25 protein-coding genes and 1 pseudogene are annotated in these 25,398 nt (G+C 64.1%); 13 read left to right on the forward strand and 13 right to left on the reverse strand.

Annotation, left to right across the window (positions count from 1 at the left end; genetic code table 11):
* Positions 1 to 259: 259 nt before the first annotated feature.
* The 5 genes from MESS2_RS07270 to MESS2_RS07290 all read left to right on the forward strand — a co-directional run bounded on the left by MESS2_RS07270 (position 260) and on the right by MESS2_RS07290 (position 5,065).
* Positions 260 to 1,396, forward strand: coding sequence for an ABC transporter ATP-binding protein (locus MESS2_RS07270; RefSeq protein WP_008873510.1), 1,137 nt, complete (start codon positions 260 to 262; stop codon positions 1,394 to 1,396).
* Complete coding sequence (locus MESS2_RS07275; protein ID WP_008873511.1) at positions 1,377 to 2,540, forward strand: ABC transporter substrate-binding protein; 1,164 nt, start codon at positions 1,377 to 1,379, stop codon at positions 2,538 to 2,540. Before MESS2_RS07270 ends, MESS2_RS07275 begins: the two co-directional genes overlap by 20 nt.
* 77 nt (positions 2,541 to 2,617) lie before the next feature.
* Positions 2,618 to 3,481: an ABC transporter permease gene (locus MESS2_RS07280; RefSeq protein ID WP_040592427.1), complete on the forward strand. Its 864-nt coding sequence runs from the start codon at positions 2,618 to 2,620 to the stop codon at positions 3,479 to 3,481.
* Positions 3,481 to 4,293 carry an ABC transporter permease gene (locus MESS2_RS07285; protein WP_008873513.1) on the forward strand — a complete coding sequence of 271 codons (813 nt, stop codon included), beginning with the start codon at positions 3,481 to 3,483 and terminating at the stop codon, positions 4,291 to 4,293. The genes MESS2_RS07280 and MESS2_RS07285 overlap by 1 nt, the downstream gene beginning before the upstream one ends.
* Before the next feature lie 10 nt (positions 4,294 to 4,303).
* Positions 4,304 to 5,065, forward strand: a complete 762-nt coding sequence (locus MESS2_RS07290) for an SDR family NAD(P)-dependent oxidoreductase (protein WP_040592429.1) — start codon at positions 4,304 to 4,306, stop codon at positions 5,063 to 5,065.
* 20 nt (positions 5,066 to 5,085) lie between these two features.
* Here MESS2_RS07290 and MESS2_RS07295 read toward each other — a convergent pair whose 3' ends face one another.
* From MESS2_RS07295 to MESS2_RS07330, 8 genes are all read right to left on the reverse strand, one after another.
* Complete coding sequence (locus MESS2_RS07295; protein WP_008873515.1) at positions 5,086 to 6,594, reverse strand: aldehyde dehydrogenase family protein; 1,509 nt, start codon at positions 6,592 to 6,594, stop codon at positions 5,086 to 5,088.
* Positions 6,595 to 6,614: 20 nt separating this feature from the next.
* Positions 6,615 to 6,959, reverse strand: a complete 345-nt coding sequence (locus MESS2_RS07300; protein WP_040592443.1) for a cupin domain-containing protein — start codon at positions 6,957 to 6,959, stop codon at positions 6,615 to 6,617.
* A 77-nt stretch (positions 6,960 to 7,036) separates the two neighbouring features.
* Positions 7,037 to 7,387 carry a cupin domain-containing protein gene (locus MESS2_RS07305; protein WP_008873517.1) on the reverse strand — a complete coding sequence of 117 codons (351 nt, stop codon included), beginning with the start codon at positions 7,385 to 7,387 and terminating at the stop codon, positions 7,037 to 7,039.
* On the reverse strand, positions 7,384 to 8,658 hold the full coding sequence (locus tag MESS2_RS07310) for a glycosyltransferase (protein ID WP_008873518.1): 1,275 nt from the start codon (positions 8,656 to 8,658) through the stop codon (positions 7,384 to 7,386). Before MESS2_RS07310 ends, MESS2_RS07305 begins: the two co-directional genes overlap by 4 nt.
* Positions 8,659 to 8,670: 12 nt before the next feature.
* Positions 8,671 to 9,744, reverse strand: coding sequence for an ABC transporter ATP-binding protein (locus tag MESS2_RS07315; RefSeq protein ID WP_008873519.1), 1,074 nt, complete (start codon positions 9,742 to 9,744; stop codon positions 8,671 to 8,673).
* Complete coding sequence (locus MESS2_RS07320; RefSeq protein WP_008873520.1) at positions 9,741 to 10,532, reverse strand: ABC transporter permease; 792 nt, start codon at positions 10,530 to 10,532, stop codon at positions 9,741 to 9,743. Before MESS2_RS07320 ends, MESS2_RS07315 begins: the two co-directional genes overlap by 4 nt.
* A 123-nt stretch (positions 10,533 to 10,655) precedes the next feature.
* Entirely contained in the window at positions 10,656 to 11,498 is an 843-nt protein-coding gene (locus MESS2_RS07325; protein WP_040592447.1) for an ABC transporter permease, read from the reverse strand.
* A gap of 359 nt (positions 11,499 to 11,857) precedes the next feature.
* Entirely contained in the window at positions 11,858 to 12,922 is a 1,065-nt protein-coding gene (locus MESS2_RS07330) for a polyamine ABC transporter substrate-binding protein (RefSeq protein ID WP_008873523.1), read from the reverse strand.
* 236 nt (positions 12,923 to 13,158) lie between these two features.
* Here MESS2_RS07330 and MESS2_RS07335 point away from each other — a divergent pair, with 236 nt between their 5' ends.
* The 6 genes and pseudogenes from MESS2_RS07335 (at position 13,159) to pcaF (ending at position 19,781) form a co-directional block, all read left to right on the forward strand.
* Complete coding sequence (locus tag MESS2_RS07335) at positions 13,159 to 14,097, forward strand: GntR family transcriptional regulator (RefSeq protein WP_008873525.1); 939 nt, start codon at positions 13,159 to 13,161, stop codon at positions 14,095 to 14,097.
* Positions 14,098 to 14,108: 11 nt separating this feature from the next.
* A complete protein-coding gene (locus tag MESS2_RS07340; protein WP_040592432.1) occupies positions 14,109 to 15,392 on the forward strand; it encodes a glycosyltransferase in 1,284 nt (427 codons plus the stop codon).
* 4 nt (positions 15,393 to 15,396) lie between these two features.
* Positions 15,397 to 16,782 carry a glutamine synthetase family protein gene (locus MESS2_RS07345; RefSeq protein WP_008873527.1) on the forward strand — a complete coding sequence of 462 codons (1,386 nt, stop codon included), beginning with the start codon at positions 15,397 to 15,399 and terminating at the stop codon, positions 16,780 to 16,782.
* Between the two features lie 3 nt (positions 16,783 to 16,785).
* Positions 16,786 to 18,072 carry an NAD(P)/FAD-dependent oxidoreductase gene (locus MESS2_RS07350; RefSeq protein WP_008873528.1) on the forward strand — a complete coding sequence of 429 codons (1,287 nt, stop codon included), beginning with the start codon at positions 16,786 to 16,788 and terminating at the stop codon, positions 18,070 to 18,072.
* Between the two features lie 289 nt (positions 18,073 to 18,361).
* A pseudogene (locus tag MESS2_RS07355) lies at positions 18,362 to 18,575 on the forward strand (CoA-transferase subunit beta); the annotation flags it as partial.
* Positions 18,576 to 19,781: a 3-oxoadipyl-CoA thiolase gene (gene pcaF, locus MESS2_RS07360; RefSeq protein WP_008873531.1), complete on the forward strand. Its 1,206-nt coding sequence runs from the start codon at positions 18,576 to 18,578 to the stop codon at positions 19,779 to 19,781.
* A gap of 108 nt (positions 19,782 to 19,889) precedes the next feature.
* Here pcaF and MESS2_RS07365 read toward each other — a convergent pair whose 3' ends face one another.
* Entirely contained in the window at positions 19,890 to 20,657 is a 768-nt protein-coding gene (locus MESS2_RS07365; protein WP_008873532.1) for an SDR family NAD(P)-dependent oxidoreductase, read from the reverse strand.
* A 305-nt stretch (positions 20,658 to 20,962) separates the two neighbouring features.
* Here MESS2_RS07365 and MESS2_RS30715 point away from each other — a divergent pair, with 305 nt between their 5' ends.
* On the forward strand, positions 20,963 to 21,118 hold the full coding sequence (locus MESS2_RS30715) for a hypothetical protein (protein WP_008873533.1): 156 nt from the start codon (positions 20,963 to 20,965) through the stop codon (positions 21,116 to 21,118).
* 157 nt (positions 21,119 to 21,275) lie between these two features.
* Positions 21,276 to 22,220, forward strand: a complete 945-nt coding sequence (locus MESS2_RS07370) for an LLM class flavin-dependent oxidoreductase (RefSeq protein WP_008873534.1) — start codon at positions 21,276 to 21,278, stop codon at positions 22,218 to 22,220.
* Positions 22,221 to 22,228: 8 nt separating this feature from the next.
* Here the strand turns inward: MESS2_RS07370 and MESS2_RS07375 are convergent, their stop codons facing one another.
* From MESS2_RS07375 to MESS2_RS07390, 4 genes are read right to left on the reverse strand one after another with little or no spacing between them, the layout of a single operon-like run.
* Complete coding sequence (locus tag MESS2_RS07375; protein ID WP_008873535.1) at positions 22,229 to 22,561, reverse strand: GYD domain-containing protein; 333 nt, start codon at positions 22,559 to 22,561, stop codon at positions 22,229 to 22,231.
* A 1-nt stretch (position 22,562) separates the two neighbouring features.
* Positions 22,563 to 23,237, reverse strand: a complete 675-nt coding sequence (locus MESS2_RS07380; protein ID WP_008873536.1) for a cysteine hydrolase family protein — start codon at positions 23,235 to 23,237, stop codon at positions 22,563 to 22,565.
* Positions 23,238 to 23,272: 35 nt separating this feature from the next.
* Positions 23,273 to 24,349, reverse strand: coding sequence for an ABC transporter ATP-binding protein (locus tag MESS2_RS07385; RefSeq protein WP_008873537.1), 1,077 nt, complete (start codon positions 24,347 to 24,349; stop codon positions 23,273 to 23,275).
* 15 nt (positions 24,350 to 24,364) lie between these two features.
* Positions 24,365 to 25,372 (reverse strand): dimethylarginine dimethylaminohydrolase family protein, encoded by a 1,008-nt coding sequence (locus tag MESS2_RS07390; RefSeq protein WP_008873538.1) that lies wholly within the window; start codon positions 25,370 to 25,372, stop codon positions 24,365 to 24,367.
* Between the last annotated feature and the right edge of the window lie 26 nt (positions 25,373 to 25,398).

The raw sequence follows: 25,398 nt of genomic DNA on the forward strand, positions 1-25,398 counted from the left end.
ATGAGCGTAGCGAGCTGATTGTAATCGTCGCTGCGGGACACATTCAACTTATACCCCTTTGAACGAGAAAATTGATCGAATATACCACCTGCGAGGTATATACTAGCCGCCATTAGCTCTGGTAGCGTTTCGACATTGGCTACGGTGCCACACGTCCTTTTGGACGCGCAAAGGACGCCGTAGTACTTTGGCGCCTGATCCCCGGCGAAAATCGAAATCGATTTTCGGGGTCAAGCGCCAGCCGCTGGAGCTCGCAGCCTTGACCGCAGTGCCCGACATCGAGTTTCGCGGCGTCACCAAGCGCTACGGCAGCGTGACCGCCGTCAGCGGCATCGATCTTGCCATCCCGCCTTCCGCCTTTGTCGCCTTGCTCGGGCCATCCGGCTGCGGCAAGACAACCTGCCTGCGCATGATCGGCGGCTTCGAACAGCCGAGCGAAGGTGCGGTGTTCATTCGTGGCCGCGACATGGCCGGCACTCCGCCCCATAGGCGGCCCGTCAACATGGTGTTCCAGCAATATGCGCTGTTTCCGCATCTGGATGTCGAGGACAACATCGCCTACGGGCTGCGCCAGGCAAGGCCAAGGCTGTCGTCGCGCGAGATCGCCTCAAGGGCAGGCGCGGCGCTCGCCATGGTGCGGCTTGCCGGCTATGGCCGCCGCAAGATCCACGAGCTTTCCGGCGGCCAGCAGCAGCGTGTCGCGCTCGCCCGCGCGCTGGTCAACAAGCCGGCCGTGCTTTTGCTCGACGAGCCACTGGCCGCACTCGACAAGAAGCTGCGCACCGACATGCAGATCGAGCTGCAGAATCTACAGCGCGAGATCGGCATCACCTTCGTGCTCGTCACCCACGACCAGGAGGAAGCGTTGTCGATGAGCGATTTCGTCTGCGTCATGAATGGCGGCCGCATCGTCCAGCTCGGACAACCGAGCGAGATCTATGACGAGCCCGCCGATCTCTTCGTCGCCGATTTCGTCGGCAAGACCAACCTTCTGAGCGGCACTGTCGCCGGGCTGTCGGGTGAACTCGTCGACGTAGCGCTTGCCGACGGCACCCTCATCGCCGCGCGCAAGCGGTTGCCGCTCCGCCGGGGCGACGCCGTATCGGTCAGCCTGCGTCCTGAAACGCTCAGCCTCGGAGCACCCGGAAGCGGGCGGCTGAAGGGCGTCGTGCGCAACCGCATCTTCCTCGGTTCAACCGCGGAATATGCGATCGAAGTCCAGGGCATCGGAACGCTGCTCGCCAAGGCCGATCACCTGATCGGCCAGGGAAATCTCTTCAAGCCGGGTGAACCCGTCGCCATCGGCTTTGCCGCCGGAACGCCGCTGGCGTTTCCGCACCCCAAGAACAACGGGACCAACCAGAGGGTAAACAAACATGTCGAAATCATATCGTGACGGACTGCCCATAAGCCCTGACAAATTCGTCGATCAACTGATGCGCCTGAAGCGCGGCTCCATCGGCCGGCGCGAGTTCCTCGGACTCACCGGTCTTGGCATCGCAACGGCGGTGATGGCGCGCGAACTCGGCATCATGCCGACGCCGGCCTTTGCCCAGGAAAGCCTTGGCGACCGCATGTCGATCGCCACCTGGCCCAATTATCATGACCCGGCGACGTTCGAGAATTTCAAGGCCGAGACGGGCGTGGCCGTCGAGGTCAATGTGTTCGGATCGAACGAGGAGATGCTGGCCAAGCTGCAGGCCGGCGCCTCCGGCTGGAGCCTGTTCGTGCCGACCAACTACACGATTTCCACCTACAAGAAGCTCGGTATCATCGAAGCGCTCGATATGGCCAAGCTGCCGAATTTCGACGGCTCGCAAGAGGATCCGCGCTTTACCTCGGAGGGCACTATCGACGCCGTGACCTATGCGGTGCCGAAGAACTGGGGTACGACCGGCTTTGCCGTCAACACCAAGAAGCTCGCCAAGCCGATGACGAGCTGGAAGGAGTTCTGGGACACCGCCATGGCGGAAGGCGGCGGCCGCGCCATGGTGCATGACTACCAACTCACCACGATCGGCAATGCGCTGAAATATTTCGGCTTCTCGTTCAACTCCCTGAAGCCGGACGAACTCGCAAAGGCCGAGGAACTGCTGCTGAAGGTCAAGCCGTATCTCTTCGCGGTGTCGAGCGACTACCAGCCGTCGATGCGCGCCGGCGATGCCTGGATGACGATGTGCTGGACCAATGACGGGGCGCAGCTCCACCGCGACATCCCCGAGATCGCCTATATGCTGGGCAAGGAAGGCGGCGAGATCTGGACCGACTTCTACGCAATCCCGAAGGATGCGCCGAACAAGCCGGCCGGCTATGCCTTGCTCAACTACCTGATGAACCCGAAAGTCGCGGTCAAGGAACACCTGGCCAATGGTGCGCCCTCGACCGATGCGCGGGTCAATGCGCTGCTGCCCAAGGAGGTGCTGGACAATCCGATCCTCTACCCTGCGGCGGACCTCTTGAAGCCGCTGGAATTCGGCGCGGCGGCGACGCTGACCGATCCGGGCCGGGCCGAGTTGATGGCGCGCTTCAAGTCCGCTTGAACCGGACAGGTTACGAACCCGATCCAGACAACTCCACCGGCGGACAGATATCCGCCGGTGCCGAAACGGCTTTTTCAATGCGCGGCAACCATCTTCGCAAGACTCTCCTGACCGCGCTGCTGCTCGCTCCGGCGACGCTGTGGATGGTGGTGTTCCTGGTGCTGCCGTTCGTTGCCATCGCCGTCTTCAGCGTTGGCGAGCGCGCGCCCGAAGGTGGCTATCAGGCCGCCTTCACCCTGGCGCAATATGCCAACCTGCCGGCGCGCGCGACCGCCTTCTGGAACACCATGGTGCTGGCGCCGGCAGGCGCGCTTGCCTGTCTGCTCGTCGCCTATCCGGTTGCCTATTATCTCGCCTTGCGCGCGCCGGAGCGGTGGCGGCTGATCCTGCTCGCACTCGTCGTCATCCCGTTCTGGACCAGTCTGCTGATGCGCACCTATGCCTGGATGTATGTGCTGGGTGGACGCGGCATCCCGGCGCTTTTGGCCTATGTCGGGATAGAGGATATCAGGCTGATCAACACGCCGGGCGCGGTGCTGCTCGGCATCGTCTATGGCTATCTGCCGCTGATGATCCTGCCGATCTATGTCAGCCTCGAGCGGCTCGACCGCCGGCTGCTGGAAGCTTCCGCCGATCTCGGCGCGACGCCCGTCGCGACCTTCCTCGGCGTGACGCTAAGGCTGTCGCTGCCCGGCGTGATGACCGGTTTCTCGCTGGTGATGATCCTGCTGCTCGGCGAATATCTGATCCCGACGCTGCTCGGCGGCGGCAAGGTGTTCTTCATCGGCAACGCGCTGGTCGACCTGTTCCTGCAGTCGCGCAACTGGCCGTTCGGATCGGCCATCGCCATCACGCTGGTCCTGGTCTCGGTGGTGGTGCTGATTGCCGCCAACCGCATTTCAACGCGGCTTTCAGGCGCCCGTCGCGTGGATCTGATCTGATGCGCGCTTTCGTCGTGGCGGTCTTTGCCTTCCTCTATCTGCCGATCGGACTGGTGGTGCTGTTCTCCTTCAATGCCGGCCGCCATGCCAGCGAGTTCACCGGCTTTTCGGTGCAATGGTACGGCAAAGCGCTGTCGAACCCGTTCCTGGTCGAGGCGCTGAAGAACAGCCTGTTCATCGCCACCACCAGCGCCTTGCTCGCAGCACTCTGCGGCACGGCGGCCGCCCTTGGCCTGCAGCGCGTCGGCGCGCGGACTCGGGCCGTCTTCGATGGACTGCTCGGCGCCGCGATCGTCGTTCCCGGCGTCGTCATCGGCATCTCGACGCTGGTGGCGCTCGTCCAACTGTTCGGAGTGCTTAATCCGTTCCTGGCCTCGCTGTGGCCAAGCGACCAGCCGCCGCGGCTGGCGCTCGGCTACGGCTCGATCATTGCCGCGCACGGCCTGTTTTCGATGGCGCTGGTGGCGATGATCGTCGGTACGCGTCTCGGCAGCCTCGACCGCAATCTGGTCGAAGCGTCGAGCGACCTCTATGCCACCCCGCTGACGACATTCCGCTCGATCGTGCTGCCGCAGATTATGCCGGCGGTGATCGCCGGCTTCCTGCTCGCCTTCACCTTCTCGTTCGACGATTTCATCGTCGCCTTCTTCGTGGCAGGCGCGCAGACGACATTGCCGATCTATGTCTTCGCCTCGATCCGGCGCGGGGTGACCCCGGAAATCAACGCCATCGCGACGATCGTGCTCGTCGCCTCGGTTCTGCTTGTGGTGCTTGCCCAATGGCAGTTGCGCCAACGAAAACCATCGCACTGAGAGACGGATCATGATTCTGAGAGATCGCATCGCCGTGGTGACGGGCGCAGGGTCCGGCATCGGCCGCGCCGGCGCCATGATCATGGCCCGGGAAGGGGCGGTGGTGGTGATCGCCGACAGGGACAAGGTAGCCGGCGAAGCAACGGCCTGCCATATCCACGCTGTCGGCGGTCGTGCCGAATCGGTCGCCACCGATGTCGGCGACGACGCGGCGCTCGAGCAGCTCATTGCCGGAACGCTGGACAAGCATGGGCGGATCGACATCCTGCACAACCATGCCGGCATCCAGGTCGGCGGTACGTTGACCGAGGTCGGCGCCGACGGCATGGACGCCTCCTGGCGGATCAATGTGCGGGCGCAATTCCTCGCGGCAAGGACCGTCATGCCGTCGATGGTCGCGCAAGGGGGTGGCGTTATCCTCAACACGGCTTCGAATTCCGGCGTGTTCTACGACCGCGAGATGATTGCCTATGCGACGTCGAAGCATGCCGTGGTGGCGATGACCAGGCAGATGTCGCTCGACTATGCCCGGCACAATGTCCGCGTCAACGCGCTCTGCCCGGGCTGGGTCGACACGCCGTTCAACGGGCCGTTCATCGCCCAGATGGGCGGGCGCGACGCGATCGAGCGCTATGTCCGCACCAAGATTCCGATGCAACGCTGGGCGAGCGCCGAGGAGATCGCCGAGGCGATCCTGTTCCTGGTGTCCGACCGCTCGTCCTTCATGACGGGCCAGGCCCTGGTGGTGGACGGCGGTGAAAGCATCGGCTGACGCGACAGCCTCCGTAGCCCTCATACGTGCTTGCGGCCGCCGGCCTCGCGGAACCAGCTGTCGGGATAGGGGTACCACCAGCCCTGGATTTCCGGTCTGTGGTCGATGATGACCATCTTGGAGCGGCGGAAGGCGTCGAGTCCCTGGCGTCCGAGTTCGCGACCGAGGCCCGAGGCCTTCCAGCCACCGAAGGGCAGCGCATCATTGTCGATCAGCGGGTTGTTGACCCAGACCATGCCGGCCTCGAGGCGTTCGGCCGCCTCATGCGCCTCGGCAAGATCGGTGGTGAACACCGAGGCGCCAAGTCCGAACGGGCTGTCATTGGCGAGCCGGATCGCCTCGTCGAAATTTTTCACCCGGCAGATCGCGGCAACCGGTCCGAAACACTCTTCGCGCACGATCGCCATGTCGGGCGTAACGCCGGTAAGGATCGTCGGTTCGTAGAACCAGCCGGTATTGTGCGCCGGCGGAATGCGCCCGCCGGTGACCGCCGCTGCGCCGCTGCGCACTGCATCGTCGACCAGCCGCATGACCTTGGCTCGCGCCACCTCGCTGACCAGCGGCCCGATCTCGCTCTTGTCCAGCCCGTTGCCGATACGCAGCGCCCGCGTCTTTTCGGCGAACAGCGCGACGAAGCGGTCATGCACGGCATCGACGACGAAGAACCGTTCGGCCGAGGTGCAGACCTGGCCGGTGAGGTGGAAGGCGGCGGTGACGGAGCCGGCCGCCGCCACCTCCAGCGGGGCGTGCCCACTGATGATCAGCGGATCGCTGCCGCCGGCCTCGATGACGCAGGGCTTCATGCGCTCGGCGCAGGCCACCGCGACGGCCTTGCCGGCGGCGACCGAGCCGGTAAAGGCAACGGCGTGGGTGCGGTCGGAGGCGATCAGCGCCTGCGCCGTGGCGGCGCCGCCGGGCAGGCAGGAGACCAGACCCTCCGGCAGTGAGCGGAACACCGTCATGTAATCGAGCGTCGACAGTGTCGTCGCCTCGGCCGGCTTGATGACGCAGGCATTGCCGGCGGCAAGCGAAGCGGCGACGGTCCAGCACATCAGCAGGATCGGGAAGTTGTAGGGCATGATGTGCACCGACGTGCCATAGGGCTCGTAGCGCGCATACTGGAACGAACCGGCCTGCGTCGTGCCGGCGACCTTGCCGGCCTCGTCGCGCGCCATCTCGGCATAATAGCGGAAGATCGGCGCGCAATTGGCGATCTCGCCGATCGCCTCCGGATAGGGCTTGCCCATCTCGCGCACCATCAGCTCGGCGCAGCGGGTGAAGTCGGCCGCCTCGATGGCGTTGGCGACGGCATGCAGATGTTTGGCGCGGGTCTTGGCGTCGAGTTTTTTCCAAGCCGTTTGCGCCTTGGTCGCTGCGGTGAGCACGGCGTCGATCTCGCCGTCGCTGGCTGCGGTAATCGCGCCGACGGTTTCGAGCGTCGCCGGATCGATCACCGGTTTTGCCGCACCGGTCATCGGCCGATAATCCGGATTGACGAAGAAAGCCGGCCGGTCAGCGGAGAAATCCATGGTCGTCCTTTCAGGCCCGCTCAGCGGATCATGTAGACCTTCTTGATCGTCTCATGGACGGTGCAGATGCCCTTCCAGTCCTGCGGGAAGAACGCCGCCGTGTCCGGCTCGATCTCGATCACCTCGCCGGACTCATGCACATAGGTGCAGCTTCCCTCGAGGAAGTGGCAGAACTCGTCGCGGGTGACATGGCAGTGCCATTTGCCGGGCGTGCAGACCCACAGCCCGCACTCGGAACGGCCTTCCGGCCCCTTGTGCAGCAGCTTGCCCGAGGTGCGGGATTCACCCTCGATCATTGTCGGGATGATGCCCCAGTCGACGAGGTCGGTGATGGCAAGCGGGGATTTCATTATTGATGTCGGCATGTCGTGAAGCTCCAGTGCGGCAGGTTGTTTGAGCATGATCTTTTCCGAAAACCGGTTCCCACTTTTTGCAATCATGCTCAGGCCAGCATGTAGATGTTGCGGATCGTCTCGTGGACGGTGCATTCACCCGCCCAGCCGGCCGGAAACATGACGACCGTGGCGGCGGAGACCTCGATGACCTCGCCGACATCCGATCGGTAGGTCGCGCGGCCGGCGACGAAATGGCACAATTCGTCGCGCGGGATCGCCAGGCGCCAGCGACCCGGCGTGCAGACCCAGAGGCCGGATTCCGGCTGGTTGTTCGGCCCCTTGTGGACGAGCCTGCCGGTGGAGTGCGAAGTGCCTTCGAGTGCATCCGGCTGGGCGCCCCAGTCGACGAGGTCGGTGCGAGAGGAGGCCTGGTGGAGGTGTGGGGCGGAGGAGGTCACAGCAGCTTCTCCAGCAAACCCGCCGCCTTTTCCGGGCCGTTCTGCGATTGCATCTGCGCTGAGGTCTTGGCCAGCTTCGCCTTCATTGCGGGATCAATCAGGCAGGCTTCGATCTTGGCGATCAGCTCGGCGTCGCTCCAGTCGTAGCGCGGCATGCCGAAGCCGTGGCCGGTTTCCTCGACTCTTGTGGCGTTGTCGTGGCCGTCCCAGACATAGGGCATGATGATCGCCGGCTTGCCGAAATAGAGGCACTCGGTGAACGAGTTGTTGCCGCCATGGTGGATCACCGCATCGACCTGCGGGATGACCGAGGGCTGCGGGAACCAGCCCTCGACAATGACGTTACCGGGCACATCCGTATACTGGTCCTTGTAGCCGCCGACATTGACCAGCGCCCGGTAGCGCGTCCTGCCCAGCGTCGCGATGATGCGCTTCAACAGGTCGACGTCGCCGGCGCCGAGGCTGCCGAAGGACACGTAGAGCAGCGGCTCGTTATTGTTTTTGGCGAAGGTCGGCACCGTATAGGGCTTTTCCTGCCGCACGCAGCCTTCGAGATACTGGAATTTTGCCGGGTCGAGCGGCTGGCGGCGCTTGAATTTAGCCGCCTCGGGATAGAGCAGCAAATTGAGATAGGGCGAGGCCTCGAAAAACTGGCCGATCGGATAGGGGGCTTCGTTGTTGGCGGTGAGGAACGCGTTGAAGTCGTCATGGATCGGCTTGATCACCGCGTTGAAATGGTCGCGGTAGCGCTGATGCCCGGCATGGTCATTCTCGCCGCAGCCGGAGAGATGCGGCGGGATGTCCTCGTCCTCGATCTCGTTTTCCGAGCAGGAGATGACGCGCACCCACGGCTTGCCGTACTGCTTGATCGCCGGAAACAGGATGACGTTGTCGACGCAGATGACATCGGGCTTGATGGCATCGAGAACGCGGGGCAGATCCTTCTGCGCCCACTTCGCGCTGTCGACGATCGCCGTCCAGCAATCCTTCACATAGTTGTCGACCTGGTCGTAGGGCGATTTGCGGAAGTTGGGGATGTGGCCGTTGATGAAGTCCTCCCAGAACTTGGCCATCTGTTCCGGCGGCATCGGCTCGGACAGGTTCACCGGATGCGCTTCGAAGCCATAGCCCTTGTAGACATCGACGAAACCGGGGTCCGACAGGAACACCGCCTTATGGCCGCGCGCCTCGACCGCCTGGGCGATGCCGACGGAATTGAGCGCCGGGCCAAAGGCGGCTTCCGGGAAAAACGCGATCGTCTTCTGCGCCATCAGGCTTCTCCTTCAATCCTTGAAAATTCTGACGTCGGCGGCATCCCAGCCGAGTTCGACAGTGTCGCCGGCCGACACCGGCCGGCGGTCGGCGGCATCGGCGGTAACGCGGACCAGGAACGGTTTTGGCGACAAGGGCGTTCGGACATGCAGTTGCAGGTCGAGCCCCTGATAGGCCAGGGCTTCGACCGTGCCGGAAATGCGGTTGGCGGCCTGAGCCTCTGGGAATAGCCGGACGCGCTCAGGCCGCACTGAAGCGACGGCTGCCGCACCGGGCGAGAGCGTTGCAGGAACCTTGCCCGTGATCCGCGCGCCATTGGCCGCCATCACGCCGCCGGCCATGGCCTTGCCCGGCACGAAATTCATCACGCCGATGAAGTCGGCCACGAAACGATCCGCCGGATGCTCGTAGACGGCGTGCGGCGTGTCGCATTGCAGAAGTTTGCCGTCCTTCAGCACCGCCATGCGGTCGGCCATGACCAGCGATTCCTCCTGGTCGTGGGTGACGATGACGAAAGTGATGCCGACTTCATGCTGCAGGCGCTTCAGCTCCAGCTGCATGGCGCCGCGCAGTTTCTTGTCGAGCGCGCCGAGCGGTTCGTCGAGCAGCAGCAGACGGGGACGCTTGACCAGGGCGCGGGCAAGCGCGACGCGCTGTTTCTGGCCGCCCGACAATTGCTCCGGCTTGCGGTCGGCGAAGGGGACAAGCTCGGTGGTGGTCAGGATGGCATCGACGCGCGCACGGATTTCGGCAGCCGGCAAATGTTCCATTTCGAGGCCATAGGAAACATTGGCCCTGACGGTCATATGCGGGAACAACGCGTAGGACTGGAACATCAGGTTGACCGGCCGCTTGTTGGGCGGGGTCCTGGCGATGTCGCGGCCGTCGAGCAGGATGCGTCCGTCATTGGGCGTCTCGAAGCCGGCCAGCATGCGCAGCAGCGTGGTCTTGCCGCAGCCCGAAGGTCCGAGCAGCGCGAAGAACTCGTTCTCGCGGATGTCGAGCGAGATGCCGTCGACCGCCGTTACCCGGCCGAAATTCTTCGACACATGATCGATTTGAAGCAGCGTGCGGGGTTCGCTCATTGGCCGATGACCCCGCGGTTGAGCCGCTGCGACAGGGTCAGCGCGGTGATCGAGACCGCCATGACGATGGTCGCCAATGCGTTGATCTCCGGCGTGATGCCGAAGCGGATCATCGCATAGATCTGCATCGGCAAGGTGGTCGAGGCGCGCCCGGCGCCGGCGGTGAAGAAGGCGATGATGAATTCGTCGACCGACAGCGTGAAGGCGAGCAGCGCGCCGGCGATCACCGCCGGCGCGATGACCGGCAAGGTTACCCGCCGGAAGGTGGTGAGCGCCGAAGCGCCGAGATCGGCGGAGGCCTCGACGATCGACCAGTCGAAGCTCTTCAGCCGGGCGCGCACCACCGAGCAGACGAAGGCGAGGTTGAAGACGACATGGGCGAGGATGATGGTGTGCAGCCCCATGGTGACATTGAGCATGGAGAAGAACGAGAGCAACGCGATGGCCAGCACGATGTCGGGAATGATCATCGGCGCGAAGATCAGCGCTTCCAACCCCTTGCCGTATTGCCTGCGCATCTCGATGCCAATCGCCAGCAGCGTACCGAGAAGCGTGGCGATCGCGGTCGAGACCAGCGCCACGATCAGCGTGTTGAGGGCAGCGGACAGGATCGCGGAATTGCCGGCGAGCGAGGCATACCATTTCAGCGAAAAGCCCGACCAGGCCGTCGGCAGCCCGCCTGCGTTGAAGGACAGTGCCACCAGCACGGCGATCGGGATATAGAGGAAGGCGAAGACGAGGATAAGAATCGTCCGCATACCGAGGGAGCGGGCAAAGGACTGGGTCATCGCTGTGCCCCGATAGCTTGGAGCCAGGTATGCGGCCGGATGAGGGGCAGCGCCGAGCGTCGCAAAGGCCGGCGCCGCCCCTCATCCGCCCCTGTGAACGAGGAGAAGGGAAGGAGCGCGCCCTCAGCCATCGGCGTCACCTCCGGCTTCAGCGGCGCGGCCGGCGGCGCGATCGGCAAGCAGCGCCTGCGCCATCAGCACCAGCAGCATGATGGCGATCAGCGCCATGGCGAGTGCTGCCCCGAACGGCCAGTCATTGGCGGTCAGGAACTGGTCGTAGACGAGGTTGCCGATCATCTGGAAACGGCCGCCGCCGAGCAGCGCCGGCGTGACGAAATTGCCGATCGACAGCACGAAGACGAAGACGGCGCCGGCGGCGATACCGGGCACGGTCAAGGGCAGGATGACCCGGCGAAACGTGGTTACGGCCGAGGCGCCGAGGTCGCGCGAGGCTTCGGCGAGTTCCGGATTCAACCGCGACAGCGGCGCGTAGCAGGCAAGGATGACGAAGGGCAGATAATTGTACACCAGCCCGGCGATGACGGCACCTTCGGTGTAGAGCATCGATGGCGGCTCGCCGGTGTAGCCGAACCAGCGCAAGAGCTGGGTGACCAGGCCCTCGCGGTTGAGCAGCACGATCCAGGCATAGGTGCGGATCAGGTAGTTGGACCAGAAGGGCAGCACGGCAAAGAACAGCAACACCGGCTGCAGCCGGCGCGGTGCGGCGGCGATGGCATAGGCGGCGGCATAGCCGATGATGACCGCTATGAGGGTTGCGGTGCCGGCGATGCGCGCCGAATTGAGGAAGATGCCGGCATAGAGCGGGTCGAAGACGAGCCCGAAATTCTCCAGCGTGAATGTGTATTCGATGCCGCCATAGGTGCCGCGCCGGAAGAAGGCGAGCGCCAGCACCAGCGCGCATGGCACCACCATCAGGGCGGTGAGCCAAGCCAGCGCCGGCGCCAGCAGCAGGGAGGAGCGGGAGGGGGTGTATTTCACGGAGTACCCACCTCTGGCCTGCCGGCTATATCAAGGATATCCAAATATGTTGGGGCAAGTACCCCCTCACCCGGATTGCCAACCGAATTGCGAAGGGCAATTCGGGGCAATCCGACCTCTCCCCGAGGGGAGAGGAGGTCGCCGGCGTTGAAGCCAGCCTCTTCTCCCCAGCGGGGAGAAGGTGGCCGCGAAGCGACCGGATGAGGGGGCGCTGCGCCGGACATTGGCGAGCGGCTGCAAGCCAGGGAATCTCCCCCTGAGGGGGAGATGGCCGACAGGCCAGAGGGGGGCGTGAAGGAACGCAAGCTGACTTCCAGTAATCGATTTTACTGCGCGGCCTTGATCTCGCTGACGATCTTCGAATAGTCGCGCTGGGCGTCGCCGACGTCGCGCAGCTGCTCGAACTTGACGAGGTCGGCAACCGGCATCGCCATGTTGGGGAACTTGGCCAGGAAGTCGGCCGGAAGGCTCTCCATCGCCGGCTTGTTCGGCACCTTGTAGTCGATGTTCTGGGCTGCCCAGGCGTGGTTCTTGGCGTCGAGCATGAAGTTGATGAACTGGAAGGCGGCGTCCTTGTTGGCCGACGCCTTCATCACCACCATCGTGTCGACCCACAGGTCCGAGCCTTCCTTGGGGATGACGTATTTGATCTCGGGTTTCTCGGCGATGCCGTAATTGCACCAGCCGTCCCAGGCCTGCACCAGCAGCGCCTCGCCGGAGACCAGCTTCGAATAGAAGGTGGTGTCGTCATAGGCGAGCAAGGTCTTCTTGGCTGAGATCAGTAATTCCTTGACCTCGGCCATCTTGGCCGGATCGGTCTCGTTGACCGAAAAGCCCTTGTCGAGCTGCCCGGCGGCCAGCAGCCAGCGGTCCGTCGCCAGCATGGTGGTCTTGCCCTTGAGGTCGTCGGACGGGGCGAGCAAGTCGCTCCAGCTGGTCGGCGCCACCTTCAGCAGATCCGAGCGATAACAGAGGCCCGTCGTGCCCCAGGTATAGGGCACCGAAAAGGCGTTGCCGACATCGTGCGGCAGCTTGGTCGCCTCGGGATAGAGGTTGGCGAGATTGGGCACCTTGGCGTGGTCGATCGGCTCGGTCAGGCCGAGCTTGTTCAGCACCTCGGCGAAGGGCGAGGAGACGAAGACCACGTCATAGCCCTTGCCGCCGGAGGCGACGAGCTTGCCCATGATCTCTTCATTGGTGGCGTGGACGACGACCTCGCCGGAAACGCCGGTCGCGGTCTTGAAGGCGGCCATGGCATCGGGCGCCATGTAGCCGTCCCAGTTGGAAATCACGAGGTCGGCGGCGGAAACAGGCGCCGACAGCGCCAGGGCAAAGCCAAGCGCGATCGAGGACATCTTCAGCGAACGGTGCCGCGGTGTGGTGGCGGTCATGACAGACTCCCATTCTGGTTGATCGTCGAATTTCATTCGTCGGACCAGCGCTTGCGACCATGCCGCCGCTTCGATCCTGTTCCCCGGTCTTTTTGTTGCCGATTGCACTGACAGTACTATTGCAGAAAAAAGTACGTCAATCCATAATTTAACGGACGCCGAAGGAATCTGGCCGATTGCGTTCGCAGCGGTGATCGGCCAAACCGTATCGGAGACGTGCGTTCACGGGAATTGCCATGCAAGCCGCCGCCAGACGACCGCGCACCAACCATCTCGATCTCGCGCAGCGCATCCTCGATGTCGCCCGGCAGCGCGGCTTCGAAGCCGGCGCCCATCTGCCGGAGCAGCAGTTCGCGTCGCTTTGCAACGTCTCGCGAACCCCGGTGCGGGCAGCACTGCGTCTGCTCAGCGAAAAAGGCGTGGTGCGCTGGGAAGCCGCCTCAGGCTATCGCCTGGCCATCGACCTCGCCGCGCAGGCGACCATGACCGCCGACCTGCCTGTTGCCGAGGAGGACGAACTCGCCGAAAAGATCCTGCGCGACCGGTCGGCGCGCCGGCTCGAACAGACGGTCACCGTCGGGGCGCTGATGCGGCGGTACAGTGCCGAGCGCAAGACGGTACTAAAATCCTTAAAGAAACTGACCGAGGAAAATCTGCTGGACCGCGCGCCGGGACAATCCTGGCTATTCCGGCGAACACCGGACGATCCGGAGGCACAAGGCGAAAGCTACGAGTTCCGCCTGTTGCTGGAGCCCGCCGCCATTCAGACCCCGGGCTTTCGGCTGGACGGGACGCGGGCTGCAGCTTTGCGCCAGGGCATGGAAGCGCTGCTGGCGCTGCCCGATGCGGCCTTCGATACCAGGGAGTTCCAGCGGCTGGACATCGAGTTCCACTCGATGATCGCCGACGGTTGCGCCAACCGCTTCATCACCGATGCGTTGTCCGATCACCTCAGGCTGCGCCGGCTGCCGGGCGTCTATGCCGGCGTCAACGTCTTTCGGCTGAAGCAATCGCTGCGCGAGCACCTCACCATACTCAACCATCTGGAGAGCCGCCAGTTCGAGGTTGCGGCGGACCTGCTTCGCGTGCATCTGCGCCTGTCGCGCAACCAGCGGCCGCAGGCGGCCAGTCGCGGGGCCCCTGCACTGTTCGGCATGATCAGCCGGCCGGATTGACGAGGATTGTTTTGACGCGCAAAGCCAGCCCGACCATCGCGCTGTTTCCGGAAGCGAGCTTTGGCGCGGCGCTCAATTGCGTCGGCATCGCGCAGGCGCTCCGCGCCCGCGGCGCCCGGCCTGTGTTCATCTGCCACGCCGGCTTTTCCGGCGTCTTTGCCGACTACGGTTTTCAGGAATACCAGCTGCAGACCGACGATCCGCTGAGCGACAGCGAACGCCAGAGCTATTGGCAGGCGTTCGTGCGCCGCCATCTGCCGCATTTCAGGCTGAGCCCGATCGACCAGCTCGAAACCTATGTCGCCCCGACCTGGCAGGCGATCGTCGACACCGCGGCCAATGCCGAGGCGCCGCTGCGCCAATTGCTGGCGCGGCTGAAGCCGGATGCGGTGGTGCTCGACAATGTCATCATGTTTCCAGCCCTGGCTGCCGCCGGCTGTCCGTGGGTGCGCGTGGTCTCCTGCGCCGAGACCGAGCTTCCCGATGCCGAGGTGCCGCCTTATTTGTCCGGCCTCGCTGCCGACGATCCGGGCCGCGCGACCTTCGAGGCGCGCTACCTGGCAGCGGTCGCGCCGGCGCACGACCGGTTCAACCGGCTTCGCATAGAGGCCGGCCTCGCTCCGCTGCCCGATGGGCTGTTCCTGGAAGCCTCGCCCGACCTCAACCTGCTGTTGACCCCGTCGATCGTGCGCCGACAACGCGCCGAGCCGCTCGACGCCTCGCGCTTTGCCTATCTCGAAGGTTGCGTGCGCTCGGAAGGGCCGTTCGAGGTACCGGTCTTCCCGCGCAATGGCGGGCCGCTGGTCTATGTCAGCTTCGGCAGCCTTGGCGCCATGGATGTCGGGCTGATCGAACGCATGCTGACGGTGTTCGACAGGCTGCCGGCACGCTTCATAGTCAATGTCGGCGGCTTGCGCGACAGCTACCGGGCGGTGCCGGACAATGTCTATCTCGATGCCTGGTTCCCGCAGCCCTCGGTGGTGGCGAAATCCGACCTGTTCATCCATCACGGCGGCAACAACAGCTTTTGCGAGGCGCTGCGTTTCGGGGTGCCGTCGCTGATCATGCCCTATTGCTGGGACGGGCACGACAATGCGCAACGCGCCGAGGAAACCGGCGTCGGCAATCATATCGGCCGTGACGGCTGGACCGAAGGTGTATTGGAGAAAGCCGTTCTCGGCCTGCTGGCCGATGATGCAATGCACGCGCGCCTGAAGGAAAATGCAGCTGATATGGCGCTGAAACCCGGAACGGATGTGGCCGCCGAAGCGATACTCTCTCTGATACGGACATAAACCAATGCCTGACAATCACTCAACCACTGCGTCACCTCTAAGCGGCACCAAAGATCCAAAAAGCTGGCTGGCCGCGCATGCGATCAGCGAAGTCGAGTGCCTGGTGCCCGACTTGAACGGCGTGCTGCGCGGCAAGGCCTTGCCGGTGGCCAAATTCCTCAAGGCGCTGGAGGACCGTGCGCTCTATCTGCCGAGCAGCGCCTTCCTGGTCAGCATAGACGGCCGCTATTCCGGCTCGATCGACGAGGGTTTTGCTTATTCGGACCCTGACATGCGTATGGTGCCCGACGTTTCCACGCTCTGCCTGGCGCCCGGTGCCGGTGCGGGGAAGGCCTATGTGTTCGCCGATGCATTCCACATGGATGACCGTCCCTGGATGGCCTCGCCACGTCATGTGCTGCGCGCGGTGCTCGATCTCTATCGCCAGCGCGGCTGGCGGGCGGTGATGGCGCCGGAGCTCGAATTCTATCTCACCGCACCCAATCCCGATCCCGACCAACCGTTGACCGCGCCGGTTGGTGGCAATGGCCGTGCGGAGACCGTGCAGCATCCCTACGACATGGCGGCACTGGAGGAATTCGAACCGGTGATCCGGCGCATTTATGATCACGCGGCGGCGGCGGGGCTGCCGCTCGACACGCTGATCCATGAATCCGGCACGGCGCAGCTGGAGATCAATTTCCTGCATGGCGATCCACTGGCGCTGGCCGACAAGGTGCTGCTGTTCAAACGGCTGACCAGGCAGGCGGCACATCAGGGCGGCATGCACGCCACCTTCATGGCCAAGCCAATTGCGGCACAGGCCGGCAGCTCGATGCATCTGCACATGTCCGTGGTCGACGAGGCCGGCAATACACTGTTTGCCGGCTCAGATGATGCCGACACATCAATGTTCGGGCATTTCATCGGCGGCCTGCAAAGATACGTTCCTGAGATCATGCCGCTGTTTGCGCCGAACGTGAATTCGTTCCGCCGCATCCGGCCGAACCACAGCGCTCCGGCCAATATCGAGTGGTCGCATGACAACCGTTCCTGCGGTCTGCGCGTGCCGGCTGGCGGGCGCGCCGCACGGCGCATAGAAAACCGGCTGCCCGGCGCTGATGCTAATCCCTACCTGGCGATGGCCGGCTCGCTGCTGGCGGGCTATCTCGGCGTCGAAGAGAAGATCGCGCGTTCGGCCGAAGCGTCGGGCAATGCCTACAAGATCAAGAGCACGCTGCCGAAAACCATGGAGGAAGCGCTCGACCGCTTCACTGCCTGCGGCCCGGTGCGGGCGCTGCTCGGCGAGGATTTTTTCCAATCCTACCTGCGCGTCAAGAGCGTCGAGCTCGACCTGTTCCAGAGCGTGGTGACGAGCTGGGAACGCGACCATCTGCTGCTCAAGGTGTGATTGATGGGATTCAATTCCGGCCTGGATATCGGCAAATCCTATTATGTCGCCACCGCCAACCCGTCGCCGGATCATCCCGCCCTGCAAGGCGAGATCGACGCCGACCTCGTGGTCGTCGGTGGCGGCTGCACCGGGCTCTCCGCAGCGCTTCATGCCGCCGAGCGCGGGCTGAAAGTGGTGCTGCTGGAAGGCGGCAAGATCGGCTGGGGCGCGTCGGGGCGCAATGGCGGCCAGATGATCCCCGGCCTGCGCAAGGGCGCCAAGGGGCTGGTCAAGCTCTATGGTCCGGAGCGGGCAAAGGCGCTGTTCGATCTCGCCTTCGAGGCGCGTGGGCTGGTTCTGGATATCATCGAGCGTCATGCCATCGACTGCGATCTCAGGCTGACCGGCCATCTGGTCGGCGCGGTGAACGGCTCCGATCTCAGGGATCTGGAAGAGGAGGCCGAGTGCCTGGCCACGGTAATGAAGTTCCCGCATGCTGAAATACTGTCGGCGAGTGAGGCGCGCGGCAAGGTCGATACGCCCTATCACGGCGCGATGTACGAGGCGCTTGGCGGCCACATGCATCCGCTGAACTATACGCTCGGCCTTGCCCGCGCGGCTGTCGCGGCAGGTGTCGTCATCCACGAGAATTCGGTTGCCGTGCGGCTGGCGCGCCAGCCGGGGATTCGCGTCTCGACGGCCAAGGGTTCGGTCCGGGCAAAACATGTCGTGCTGGCCGGCGATGCATTGCTCCACGGGCTGGAGCCGCGCGTCAACAGCCGCATCATGCCGGTCGGCAATTACATCGTCGCCACCGAGCCGTTGGAGGGCGAACGCAATGTCATTCCGGCTGATGTCGCGGTGTCCGACACGCGCTTTGTGGTCAACTACTACCGCATGTCGGCGGACGGCCGGCTGCTGTTCGGCGGTGGTGAGCGCTACACGCCGTCGCCGCCGGCCGACATTGCCGGCTTCGTGCGGCCGCATATGGAAAAGACCTTCCCGCAGCTCAGCGGCTGCCGCATCGATCATGCCTGGGGCGGGCTGGTCTCGGTGACGACGTCGCGGCTGCCGCATGTCGGGCACTATGGCGAGGTCTATTTCGCGCATGGCTATTCCGGCAAGGGGGTGATCCTGTCGACGCTGTCGGGCAAGCTGCTGGCCGAGGCGATCACCGGCGATGCCTCGCGGCTCGACCTGTTCTCGACGCTGAGCCCAATGCCCTTTCCAGGAGGCACCGCATTGCGCGGCCCGCTCTATGTGCTCGGCATGCTGTGGTACGCGATGCGCGACCGCATCAAGCATTGAGGGACATCCTCTCCGCATCAGGTTTGCGCGGAAGTCACCAATCGCCGATGTTGGTGCCGCCCCTCACCTGCCTGCCGGCATCCTCTCCCCTTATAGTGACGGGGAGAGGGTACTGACGTTGCCGGTTTCGCCAATCACCAACGTTGCAAGGATGGTGCCGGCGTTGCGGCCAGCTGCTTTCTCCCGTTAGACGACGAAGAAATCCTCGATGCGCCGCTTGGCCGCGAGCAGCGGCCGCGTCGTTCATGTGGCCTCCTGAAAATGGCGGCACTGCCCGATTGACTTCGCGCCTGACCCGGTGACCAAAGGAATTCACGGTGATGTCGCTGCATCCGGGCGTCTCGCGCGCCGAGGTGCAGGCGACCTGCGGCTGGACGGTCAAATTCACCGATGCGCTCGAAGAGACGCCGGCGCCGAGGGCGCTCGAACTGAAGACTTTGCGCGACCTGCAGGCCCGCATCAAGGCGGCGCATGCGGGAACTGGAAAAGAGAAGGCGGCATAGATGGCCGAGGCCTATATTTGCGACTATATCCGCACGCCGATCGGCCGCTTCGGCGGGGCGTTGTCCTCGGTCCGCGCGGACGACCTCGGCGCGATACCTCTAAGGGCATTGGTCGAGCGCAATCCCGGCATCGACTGGCAGGCGGTCGATGACGTCGTCTATGGCTGCGCCAACCAGGCCGGCGAGGACAATCGCAATGTGGCGCGGATGTCCCTGCTGCTCGCAGGCCTGCCCAAGGAGGTTTCCGGCTCGACCGTCAACCGGCTGTGCGGCTCCGGCATGGATGCCGTCATCATTGCCGCGCGCGCGATCAAGGCGGTCGAGGCGGAGCTGGTGATAGCGGGCGGCGTCGAATCCATGAGCCGCGCGCCGTTCGTCATGCCCAAGGCCGAGACAGCTTTTTCGCGCAATGCCGAGATCCACGACACCACCATCGGCTGGCGCTTCGTCAATCCGCTGATGAAGCAGCAGTATGGTGTCGATTCGATGCCGGAGACCGGCGAGAATGTGGCGGAAGAGTTCGCCATCTCCCGCGCGGACCAGGATGCGTTTGCCGTGCGCAGCCAGGACAAGGCGGTCGCAGCACAAGCCAATGGCCGACTTGCGAAAGAGATCACAGCGGTGGTTATCCCGCAGCGCAAGGGCGACCCGGTCATTGTCGAGAAGGATGAACATCCGCGCGCGGGCACGACGGTCGAGGCGCTGGCGAAGTTGCCGACGCCGTTCCGGCAAAGCGGCACCGTCACCGCCGGCAACGCGTCGGGCGTCAATGACGGCGCGGCGGCGCTGATCGTCGCCTCGGAAGCGGCGGTCAAGAAATATGGCCTGACGCCGATCGCCCGCATCCTTGGCGGTGCGACCGCTGGCGTCGCGCCGCGCATCATGGGCATAGGCCCGGCGCCGGCCACCGAGAGGCTGTGCGCGCGACTGGGTCTGAAGCCGGCAGACTTTGGCATTATCGAACTCAACGAAGCCTTTGCCTCGCAAGGCATCGCGGTGTTGCGCCAACTCGGCATTGCCGAGGACGCCGGACACGTGAACCCGAATGGCGGCGCCATAGCGCTCGGCCACCCGCTCGGCATGTCGGGCGCGCGCATAACTGGCACGGCGGCGCTGGAGCTTCGCCAACGCGGCGGCCGCTATGCGCTTGCCACGATGTGCATCGGCGTTGGCCAGGGCATTGCGATAGCGCTGGAACGGGCTTGATTTCAGGCTTTGGGTCGCCCTGGCGGCGGAGCGGCGCTGCTGTTCGCCTTTGTCGGTGCCCGTCGTTTAAGAGAAGAACGTCAGCGCCGGCCGCTGACTTCGATAGCATCACATCGCGGTAAAGCCGTTGTCGACGAACAGATGCGCGCCGTTGACGAAGCTGGCCTCGTCGCTGGCGAGGTAAAGTGCTGCCTTGGCCACCTCTTCCCGCTCGCCGATGCGGCCCTGCTGCGCGGCCAATGCCGCGTCGGAAACATCGACGCCGAGCTTGTCGAGATCGGCGACTTCGCGCAAGCCATGTGGCGTCCGGATGAAGCCGGGGCAGACGGCGTTGCAGCGGATGTTGCGGTCACGGAATTCGACGGCGATGGCGCGCGCGAACATGTGGCAGGCGCCCTTGGTGGTGTCGTAGAGCACTTCGTTCGGCGTCGCCGCCACCGCCGAGATCGACGAGGTGCAGACGATCGAGCCGCCGCCGGCCGATATCATGCCGGGCAGCACGGCGCGCGTCATCAGGAACATCGAACGCACATTGACGGCATGCAGCCAGTCCCATTCCTGAACCGTCGTCTCCAGGAACGGCTTTATCACGATGGTGCCGGCATGGTTGAACAGCACGGTGACCGGGCCGAGTTCTTCCGTCGCGCCCTTCACCGCAGCCTCGACCTGCGCTTCGTCCGAGACATCGGCGACGAAATGCTCGGCGACATGGCCGCGCGCCCGGATCGCGGCGGCGGTGGCGGCAGCCGCCTCGCCATTGCGGTCGATGATCGCCACCCTGGCGCCTTCGGCCGCGAACAGCTCCGATGCCGCCCCGCCCATTCCCGTGGCACCGCCGGAGATGATGGCGACCTTGCCGGCCAGTCTCGTGCCCATGTTTTTTGCTCCCTATACCCTTGTTTCGTGACGCGGCATTCCGCTTGCACTGCGATGCTATCCCCCACGCGCCGGGTCGCCAAGGGAATGCCCTTCTACCCTCGCTTGCCACTGCCTTTTGGCCGCGCCGATTCCTCCGAGCGGCCTGGTCCTCCTCCTTGCCTGATGTCTTCGACAGGACAGATCGTGGTAATCCAAACCAATATTGTCGAGCATTTGAGAAATCCGTTCTAGGAAACGCCAAAAAATAGCACTCGACAAAGTCTACTGATTTTATAGATTAATGGGTGAGACGGAGGTTCGACATGTCCTATATCCAGAACGCTCAGACTGATCGCAACGGCCAAAGGCCGGCCAATGCGCAGACCTTTCGCCCGGCCTATGCGGGCGCTTTTGCCTACCTCGTCTTTGCCCTTGCGTTCGTGTTCACCGGGGCAGTCGTTCTGGGTCTGATTCCCTGATTCGTGGGGCCCTGATCCCCGTCGGTCAGCGGCTGGCCGTTTCAGAAATAGCCGCTTTCAGACGTACCGGAGTTGAATGAGCCGAATGCCGGAGCGCTTTTGCGCGCCCGTGATGCAACGTGATGTCCATATTTCCAACGTGATGAAGGAGATGGCAATGCCGATCGAGTTCACGCATGTTCCCGGTAAAACACACGCCGCCGACGCCAGCTTTTTCTACGATTTCGTCGAGACCGCGACAAAGCTGTCGCTGATCGAGGACGCCGGATTCCGGAAGATCGTCGTCGACGATCCGGCAGGGCTGCTGACCAATATGGATCTTGCCGCCCAGGCGCTGGACCGCACCTCGTCGCTGGAAATGGTCCTCACCCATTGGGCCGGCGTGATCGAGCCGACCGTGGCGGCACGGCAATTGGCGGCCATCGACGCGAAAAGCGGCGGGCGGCTGTCGCTGAGGATGCTCAGCGAGCCGCTGAACGATGACGATGCCGAGACACGCCCGGTCGGGCACACCGTGGTCTGGCAGCGCATCGACGAGTATCTGGTGCTTTTGAAGCGGCTGTGGTCGAACGACCGGCCCTTCGACCATGAAGGCGCCTTCTACAGCATCAAGGGCGGCTATGTGCCGCGCAAGGGACCGCATGGCGCCGATGTGACCATCCGCATGGGCGGTCAGTCCGGAACGGCGCTGAAAGTGGCCGGACGGCATGCCGATGTCTTCGAGCTGACTCCAGGCTCGCTTGACGAGACCCGACAGCTGATCGAGCGGGTGCGCAGCGCCGCCGCCGAGCACGGCCGGGCCGGCAAGCTGCGCTTCGCGCTACCCGTCCGTTTGGGTGCGCAGGGCAATGCCGCCTCCTGCCAAAAGGCGGTCGAGATCGCCGGGCCGCCGGCGCAGGTCGCGCTGTCGCTGCTCCCCTACGCGGCTCTGGGTATTCAGGAGTTCATGCTGGTCGGCGTCGACAGGCCGCGCGAGATCGCGTTCGCCGCCCGCGAAACGATCGCGCTCCTGCGCAATTCGCTGGCGCGTCGCGAGGCCGAGGTTGTGCAGGCTGGGGCGTTTGCGTCACGCGTAACGCCGGAAGTGCGCGCCGCCAGCTGAAACGCCGGCTATTTCAAGACCCGCGCGATAATCGCGCCAAAAGTCGGCGGGTCGAATGCCGGCAGGATGAGCGGCTCGACGAAGCCGTCGCGCCGGGCCGTCAGCACATATTGCAGCATTGCCTCGTTGTCAGGCATTTCGAAGACCTGGACGAAGTCATAGGCGCCGAGCGTGGCATAGAAGGCGAGGGATTTGCCGCCAAGTGCCGCGACCCGCTCCTCGCTGATCTTGCGGCGATCGGGGCTGCCGGCGAGCTCCGCCAGCCCCTTGTCCGTCAACCGCATCAGCGAAATGTAAAGCCGGCTGGTCGCAGCCGGTGTGCCAGCGGTCTCGTCAGGCATCTCATTGCCCCTTGCCGGAGAGTTGCGACAGGGCGGCGATGACGGCGCTTGAATCCGTCAGCGCGCCGAAGATGCCGTTTTCGACCGTCACCATGTGCAGCGCGGCCTCATGCGCATATCTGTCGCCGCTGGCGCAGGCGTCCGAGATGGTCAGGCACTGGAAATTCCGGTCGCACGCCTCGCGCAAGGTCGTGTGCACGCAGACGTCGGTCGTGCATCCCGAAAACATGAGATGGGTGATGCCCCGCGCGCACAGCACATGCTCGAAATCGGTGTAGGTGAAGGCGCCGTTGCAGGTCTTGTCGACGATGATGTCCTCAGCCGCCAAATCGATCTCGGGAACGATCTGGAAGCCGGGGCTCGAACGCAGCAGGATATCGGTCCCCTCGAGCCCGGCCCGTTTGCGGCGCCATTTCTCATAGGGCGTCATGTCGGCCATGTCGGCCCGGTAGCCTTGTCTGGTGTGGATGATTTTCAGGCCTGCGGCGCGGGCGGCCGCGATCAGGCGGTTGATCGTCGGCAGGATGGCCCGCAGCGGGCTTGGATCGTAGCCCTGCTTGGCGAAATAGCCCGATGTCGACAGGAAATCTTCCTGCAGGTCGATGACGATCAGGGCGGTATTTTCAGGCACCAGCCTGCCGTCATAGGGGAAATCGAAAGGTGTCGCCTTGATCATTTTTCTCTCTTCCGCAGCGAGGTATGTTCGCCGGCTCAAGATCCCGAAGCTTCGTTGGGCAGCACGCCGATGGCGGACGGGTCGATCCGGCAATCGATGATCTGCCCCGGCACGGCCGCGACGGCTGCTTCCGAACGCAGCGTCGCCACCATCTGTTCGCCGGTCGCCGTCCTGAGCAGGATGCGCTCGAGCGCACCGACAAAGGCGTTCTCGACCACCGTGGCGCGAAAGCCGATCTCGTCCCCCGTCGCCTGCCCGATGCGGATATCCTCGGGGCGCACCCATACGGTCAGACTGTCGCCCGGCCGTTCGCGGCCTTTGGCCAGGGGAAAGCCGAAGCGCGTGCCGAACGCCTCGACCTTTGTCGCATCGTCATCGGCGCGGTGGCCGCTCAAAAAATTGTTCTCGCCGAGAAAGCCGGCGACGAAGCGTGTCGAGGGTTTCTTGTAGAGGTCGCGCGGCGGTCCGATCTCGACGATGCGGCCGTGGTTGAACACGGCGATGCGATCGGACATGGCGATCGCCTCTTCCTGGTCGTGGGTGACATAGACGAAGGTCACCCCGGTCTCGCGATGCAGCCGCTTCAATTCCTTCTGCATGGTTTCGCGCAGCATGCGGTCGAGGGCCGAAAGCGGCTCGTCGAGCAGCAGAATGCGCGGCCCGAAGGCCAGGGCGCGGGCGATGGCGACACGCTGCTGCTGGCCGCCGGACAGTTCGCGCGGCTTGCGCTCGGCCAGATTGTCGAGGCCGACCAGCGACAGCATCTCGCTCACCCGCGTCGCGATCCTCGCCTTCTCCCATTTGCGGACCCTGAGCGAGAAGGCGATGTTGTTGGCGACGGTGAGATGCGGGAACAGCGCATAACCCTGGAAGACAAAGCCGAAATTGCGGTCTTCCGGATCGACATGGGTGATGTCCTTGCCGTCGAGGCGGATCGTGCCCTTGCTCGGCGTGGTGAAGCCGGCCAGCGACATCAGCAAGGTCGTCTTGCCGGACCCCGAGGGTCCGAGCAAGGTGACGAACTCTCCCGCCTCGACCGAGAGGTTGATCCCGGTCAGGGCGGTAACCTTGTCATAGGTCTTTGCCAGATCGTCGATGACCAGCAATGCCATCAGTTCGAGACCATATCAGATCGGGTCCCTGATCAGCGGCGCCGTCGAGCAATGCAGGCCGCCGCCACCAAGCTCGACCGTCTCGTAATTGCAGGTCAGCACGGTGATGCCGGCGGCGTCGAGCCTGTCGGCCAGGCGCTTCGAGCGGCTGCCATGCATGATCACGCGGCCAGGCGCGACGGCCAGGCAGTTGAGCGACATGGCGCTGTCCTCCGGGGGCAGTTCGATCATCTTGATGCCGCGCTTCTCCAGATATTCGATGAACGGGTAGGGCAGTTCGTTGACATTGACGATCGCCGTCTCGACGTCGACCATAATGAAAGCGCCGTCGATGTGAATACGATATCCGGGCATCGGCACCTTGATCAGCGTCACGCCGAGGCCGGCAAGGATGCTTTCGACCTGGCGCACGCCTTCCGGATTGCAGGCGATGGAGACGGTGCAGACGGCTGTCTTGGCATCGATGAAGGCAAAGCCGCCACCTTCGAAGACGGCCGCGCCGTGGATGGTGCCGAGGATCGGGCAGCCGGCCTTGGCCAGCGCCCGGGTCACCGGCAGCTCCTCGCCGCGGCGCACCCGCCGCGCCAGGCGGGTGACGATGGCGCCGCCGGGAATGCCGATGACGCTGTCGCGCGTGTAGATCTGCTTCATCGCGCCGGGGGCGGCCTTGTCGACGAGGATGACATCGACGCCTTCGGAACGCAGCAGGCTGGTGAATTCGTCATGAGCGCGCTGCATGGCGGGCAGGTCCGGCATGGTGCGGCCCATCCAGTACCAGCCCTTTTCCGGATCGCCGAAACCGCCGACCTCGGGCATCGGCTTGTTCTCGACGACGGAGAGCTCGTCGCCGGGCCGGTGCATCAGGACGGCGCGTAGCTTGCCGACATCGTTCGAGCAGCCCCAATGGCGGCCCCATACCGGGATCTGCTCCTCAGCGGTGTCGAAGCCCGGCTCCGGAACCGAGCCGAAGATGCTGAAGAACTTGTTCTCCCGGTACTCGTTGTCGCTCATCGCGGTGCTCATGGATATTCCTTTCCTTTCGATTGTTC

Origin of the sequence: Mesorhizobium metallidurans STM 2683 (genome assembly GCF_000350085.1) — a bacterium.
In the GTDB taxonomy this organism is placed as follows: Bacteria; Pseudomonadota; Alphaproteobacteria; order Rhizobiales; family Rhizobiaceae; genus Mesorhizobium; species Mesorhizobium metallidurans.

Excerpts from the sequence above, each read along its gene's own strand:
- MESS2_RS07275 (WP_008873511.1), top strand. The coding sequence starts at position 1,377 with ATGTCGAAATCATATCGTGACGGACTGCCCATAAGCCCTGACAAATTC.
- MESS2_RS07280 (WP_040592427.1), top strand. The coding sequence starts at position 2,618 with ATGCGCGGCAACCATCTTCGCAAGACTCTCCTGACCGCGCTGCTGCTC.
- MESS2_RS07285 (WP_008873513.1), top strand. The coding sequence starts at position 3,481 with ATGCGCGCTTTCGTCGTGGCGGTCTTTGCCTTCCTCTATCTGCCGATC.
- MESS2_RS07290 (WP_040592429.1), top strand. The coding sequence starts at position 4,304 with ATGATTCTGAGAGATCGCATCGCCGTGGTGACGGGCGCAGGGTCCGGC.
- MESS2_RS07295 (WP_008873515.1), bottom strand. The coding sequence starts at position 6,594 with ATGGATTTCTCCGCTGACCGGCCGGCTTTCTTCGTCAATCCGGATTAT.
- MESS2_RS07300 (WP_040592443.1), bottom strand. The coding sequence starts at position 6,959 with ATGCCGACATCAATAATGAAATCCCCGCTTGCCATCACCGACCTCGTC.
- MESS2_RS07310 (WP_008873518.1), bottom strand. The coding sequence starts at position 8,658 with ATGGCGCAGAAGACGATCGCGTTTTTCCCGGAAGCCGCCTTTGGCCCG.
- MESS2_RS07315 (WP_008873519.1), bottom strand. The coding sequence starts at position 9,744 with ATGAGCGAACCCCGCACGCTGCTTCAAATCGATCATGTGTCGAAGAAT.
- MESS2_RS07320 (WP_008873520.1), bottom strand. The coding sequence starts at position 10,532 with ATGACCCAGTCCTTTGCCCGCTCCCTCGGTATGCGGACGATTCTTATC.
- MESS2_RS07330 (WP_008873523.1), bottom strand. The coding sequence starts at position 12,922 with ATGACCGCCACCACACCGCGGCACCGTTCGCTGAAGATGTCCTCGATC.
- MESS2_RS07335 (WP_008873525.1), top strand. The coding sequence starts at position 13,159 with ATGCAAGCCGCCGCCAGACGACCGCGCACCAACCATCTCGATCTCGCG.
- MESS2_RS07345 (WP_008873527.1), top strand. The coding sequence starts at position 15,397 with ATGCCTGACAATCACTCAACCACTGCGTCACCTCTAAGCGGCACCAAA.
- MESS2_RS07350 (WP_008873528.1), top strand. The coding sequence starts at position 16,786 with ATGGGATTCAATTCCGGCCTGGATATCGGCAAATCCTATTATGTCGCC.
- pcaF (WP_008873531.1), top strand. The coding sequence starts at position 18,576 with ATGGCCGAGGCCTATATTTGCGACTATATCCGCACGCCGATCGGCCGC.
- MESS2_RS07365 (WP_008873532.1), bottom strand. The coding sequence starts at position 20,657 with ATGGGCACGAGACTGGCCGGCAAGGTCGCCATCATCTCCGGCGGTGCC.
- MESS2_RS30715 (WP_008873533.1), top strand. The coding sequence starts at position 20,963 with ATGTCCTATATCCAGAACGCTCAGACTGATCGCAACGGCCAAAGGCCG.
- MESS2_RS07370 (WP_008873534.1), top strand. The coding sequence starts at position 21,276 with ATGCCGATCGAGTTCACGCATGTTCCCGGTAAAACACACGCCGCCGAC.
- MESS2_RS07375 (WP_008873535.1), bottom strand. The coding sequence starts at position 22,561 with ATGCCTGACGAGACCGCTGGCACACCGGCTGCGACCAGCCGGCTTTAC.
- MESS2_RS07380 (WP_008873536.1), bottom strand. The coding sequence starts at position 23,237 with ATGATCAAGGCGACACCTTTCGATTTCCCCTATGACGGCAGGCTGGTG.
- MESS2_RS07385 (WP_008873537.1), bottom strand. The coding sequence starts at position 24,349 with ATGGCATTGCTGGTCATCGACGATCTGGCAAAGACCTATGACAAGGTT.
- MESS2_RS07390 (WP_008873538.1), bottom strand. The coding sequence starts at position 25,372 with ATGAGCACCGCGATGAGCGACAACGAGTACCGGGAGAACAAGTTCTTC.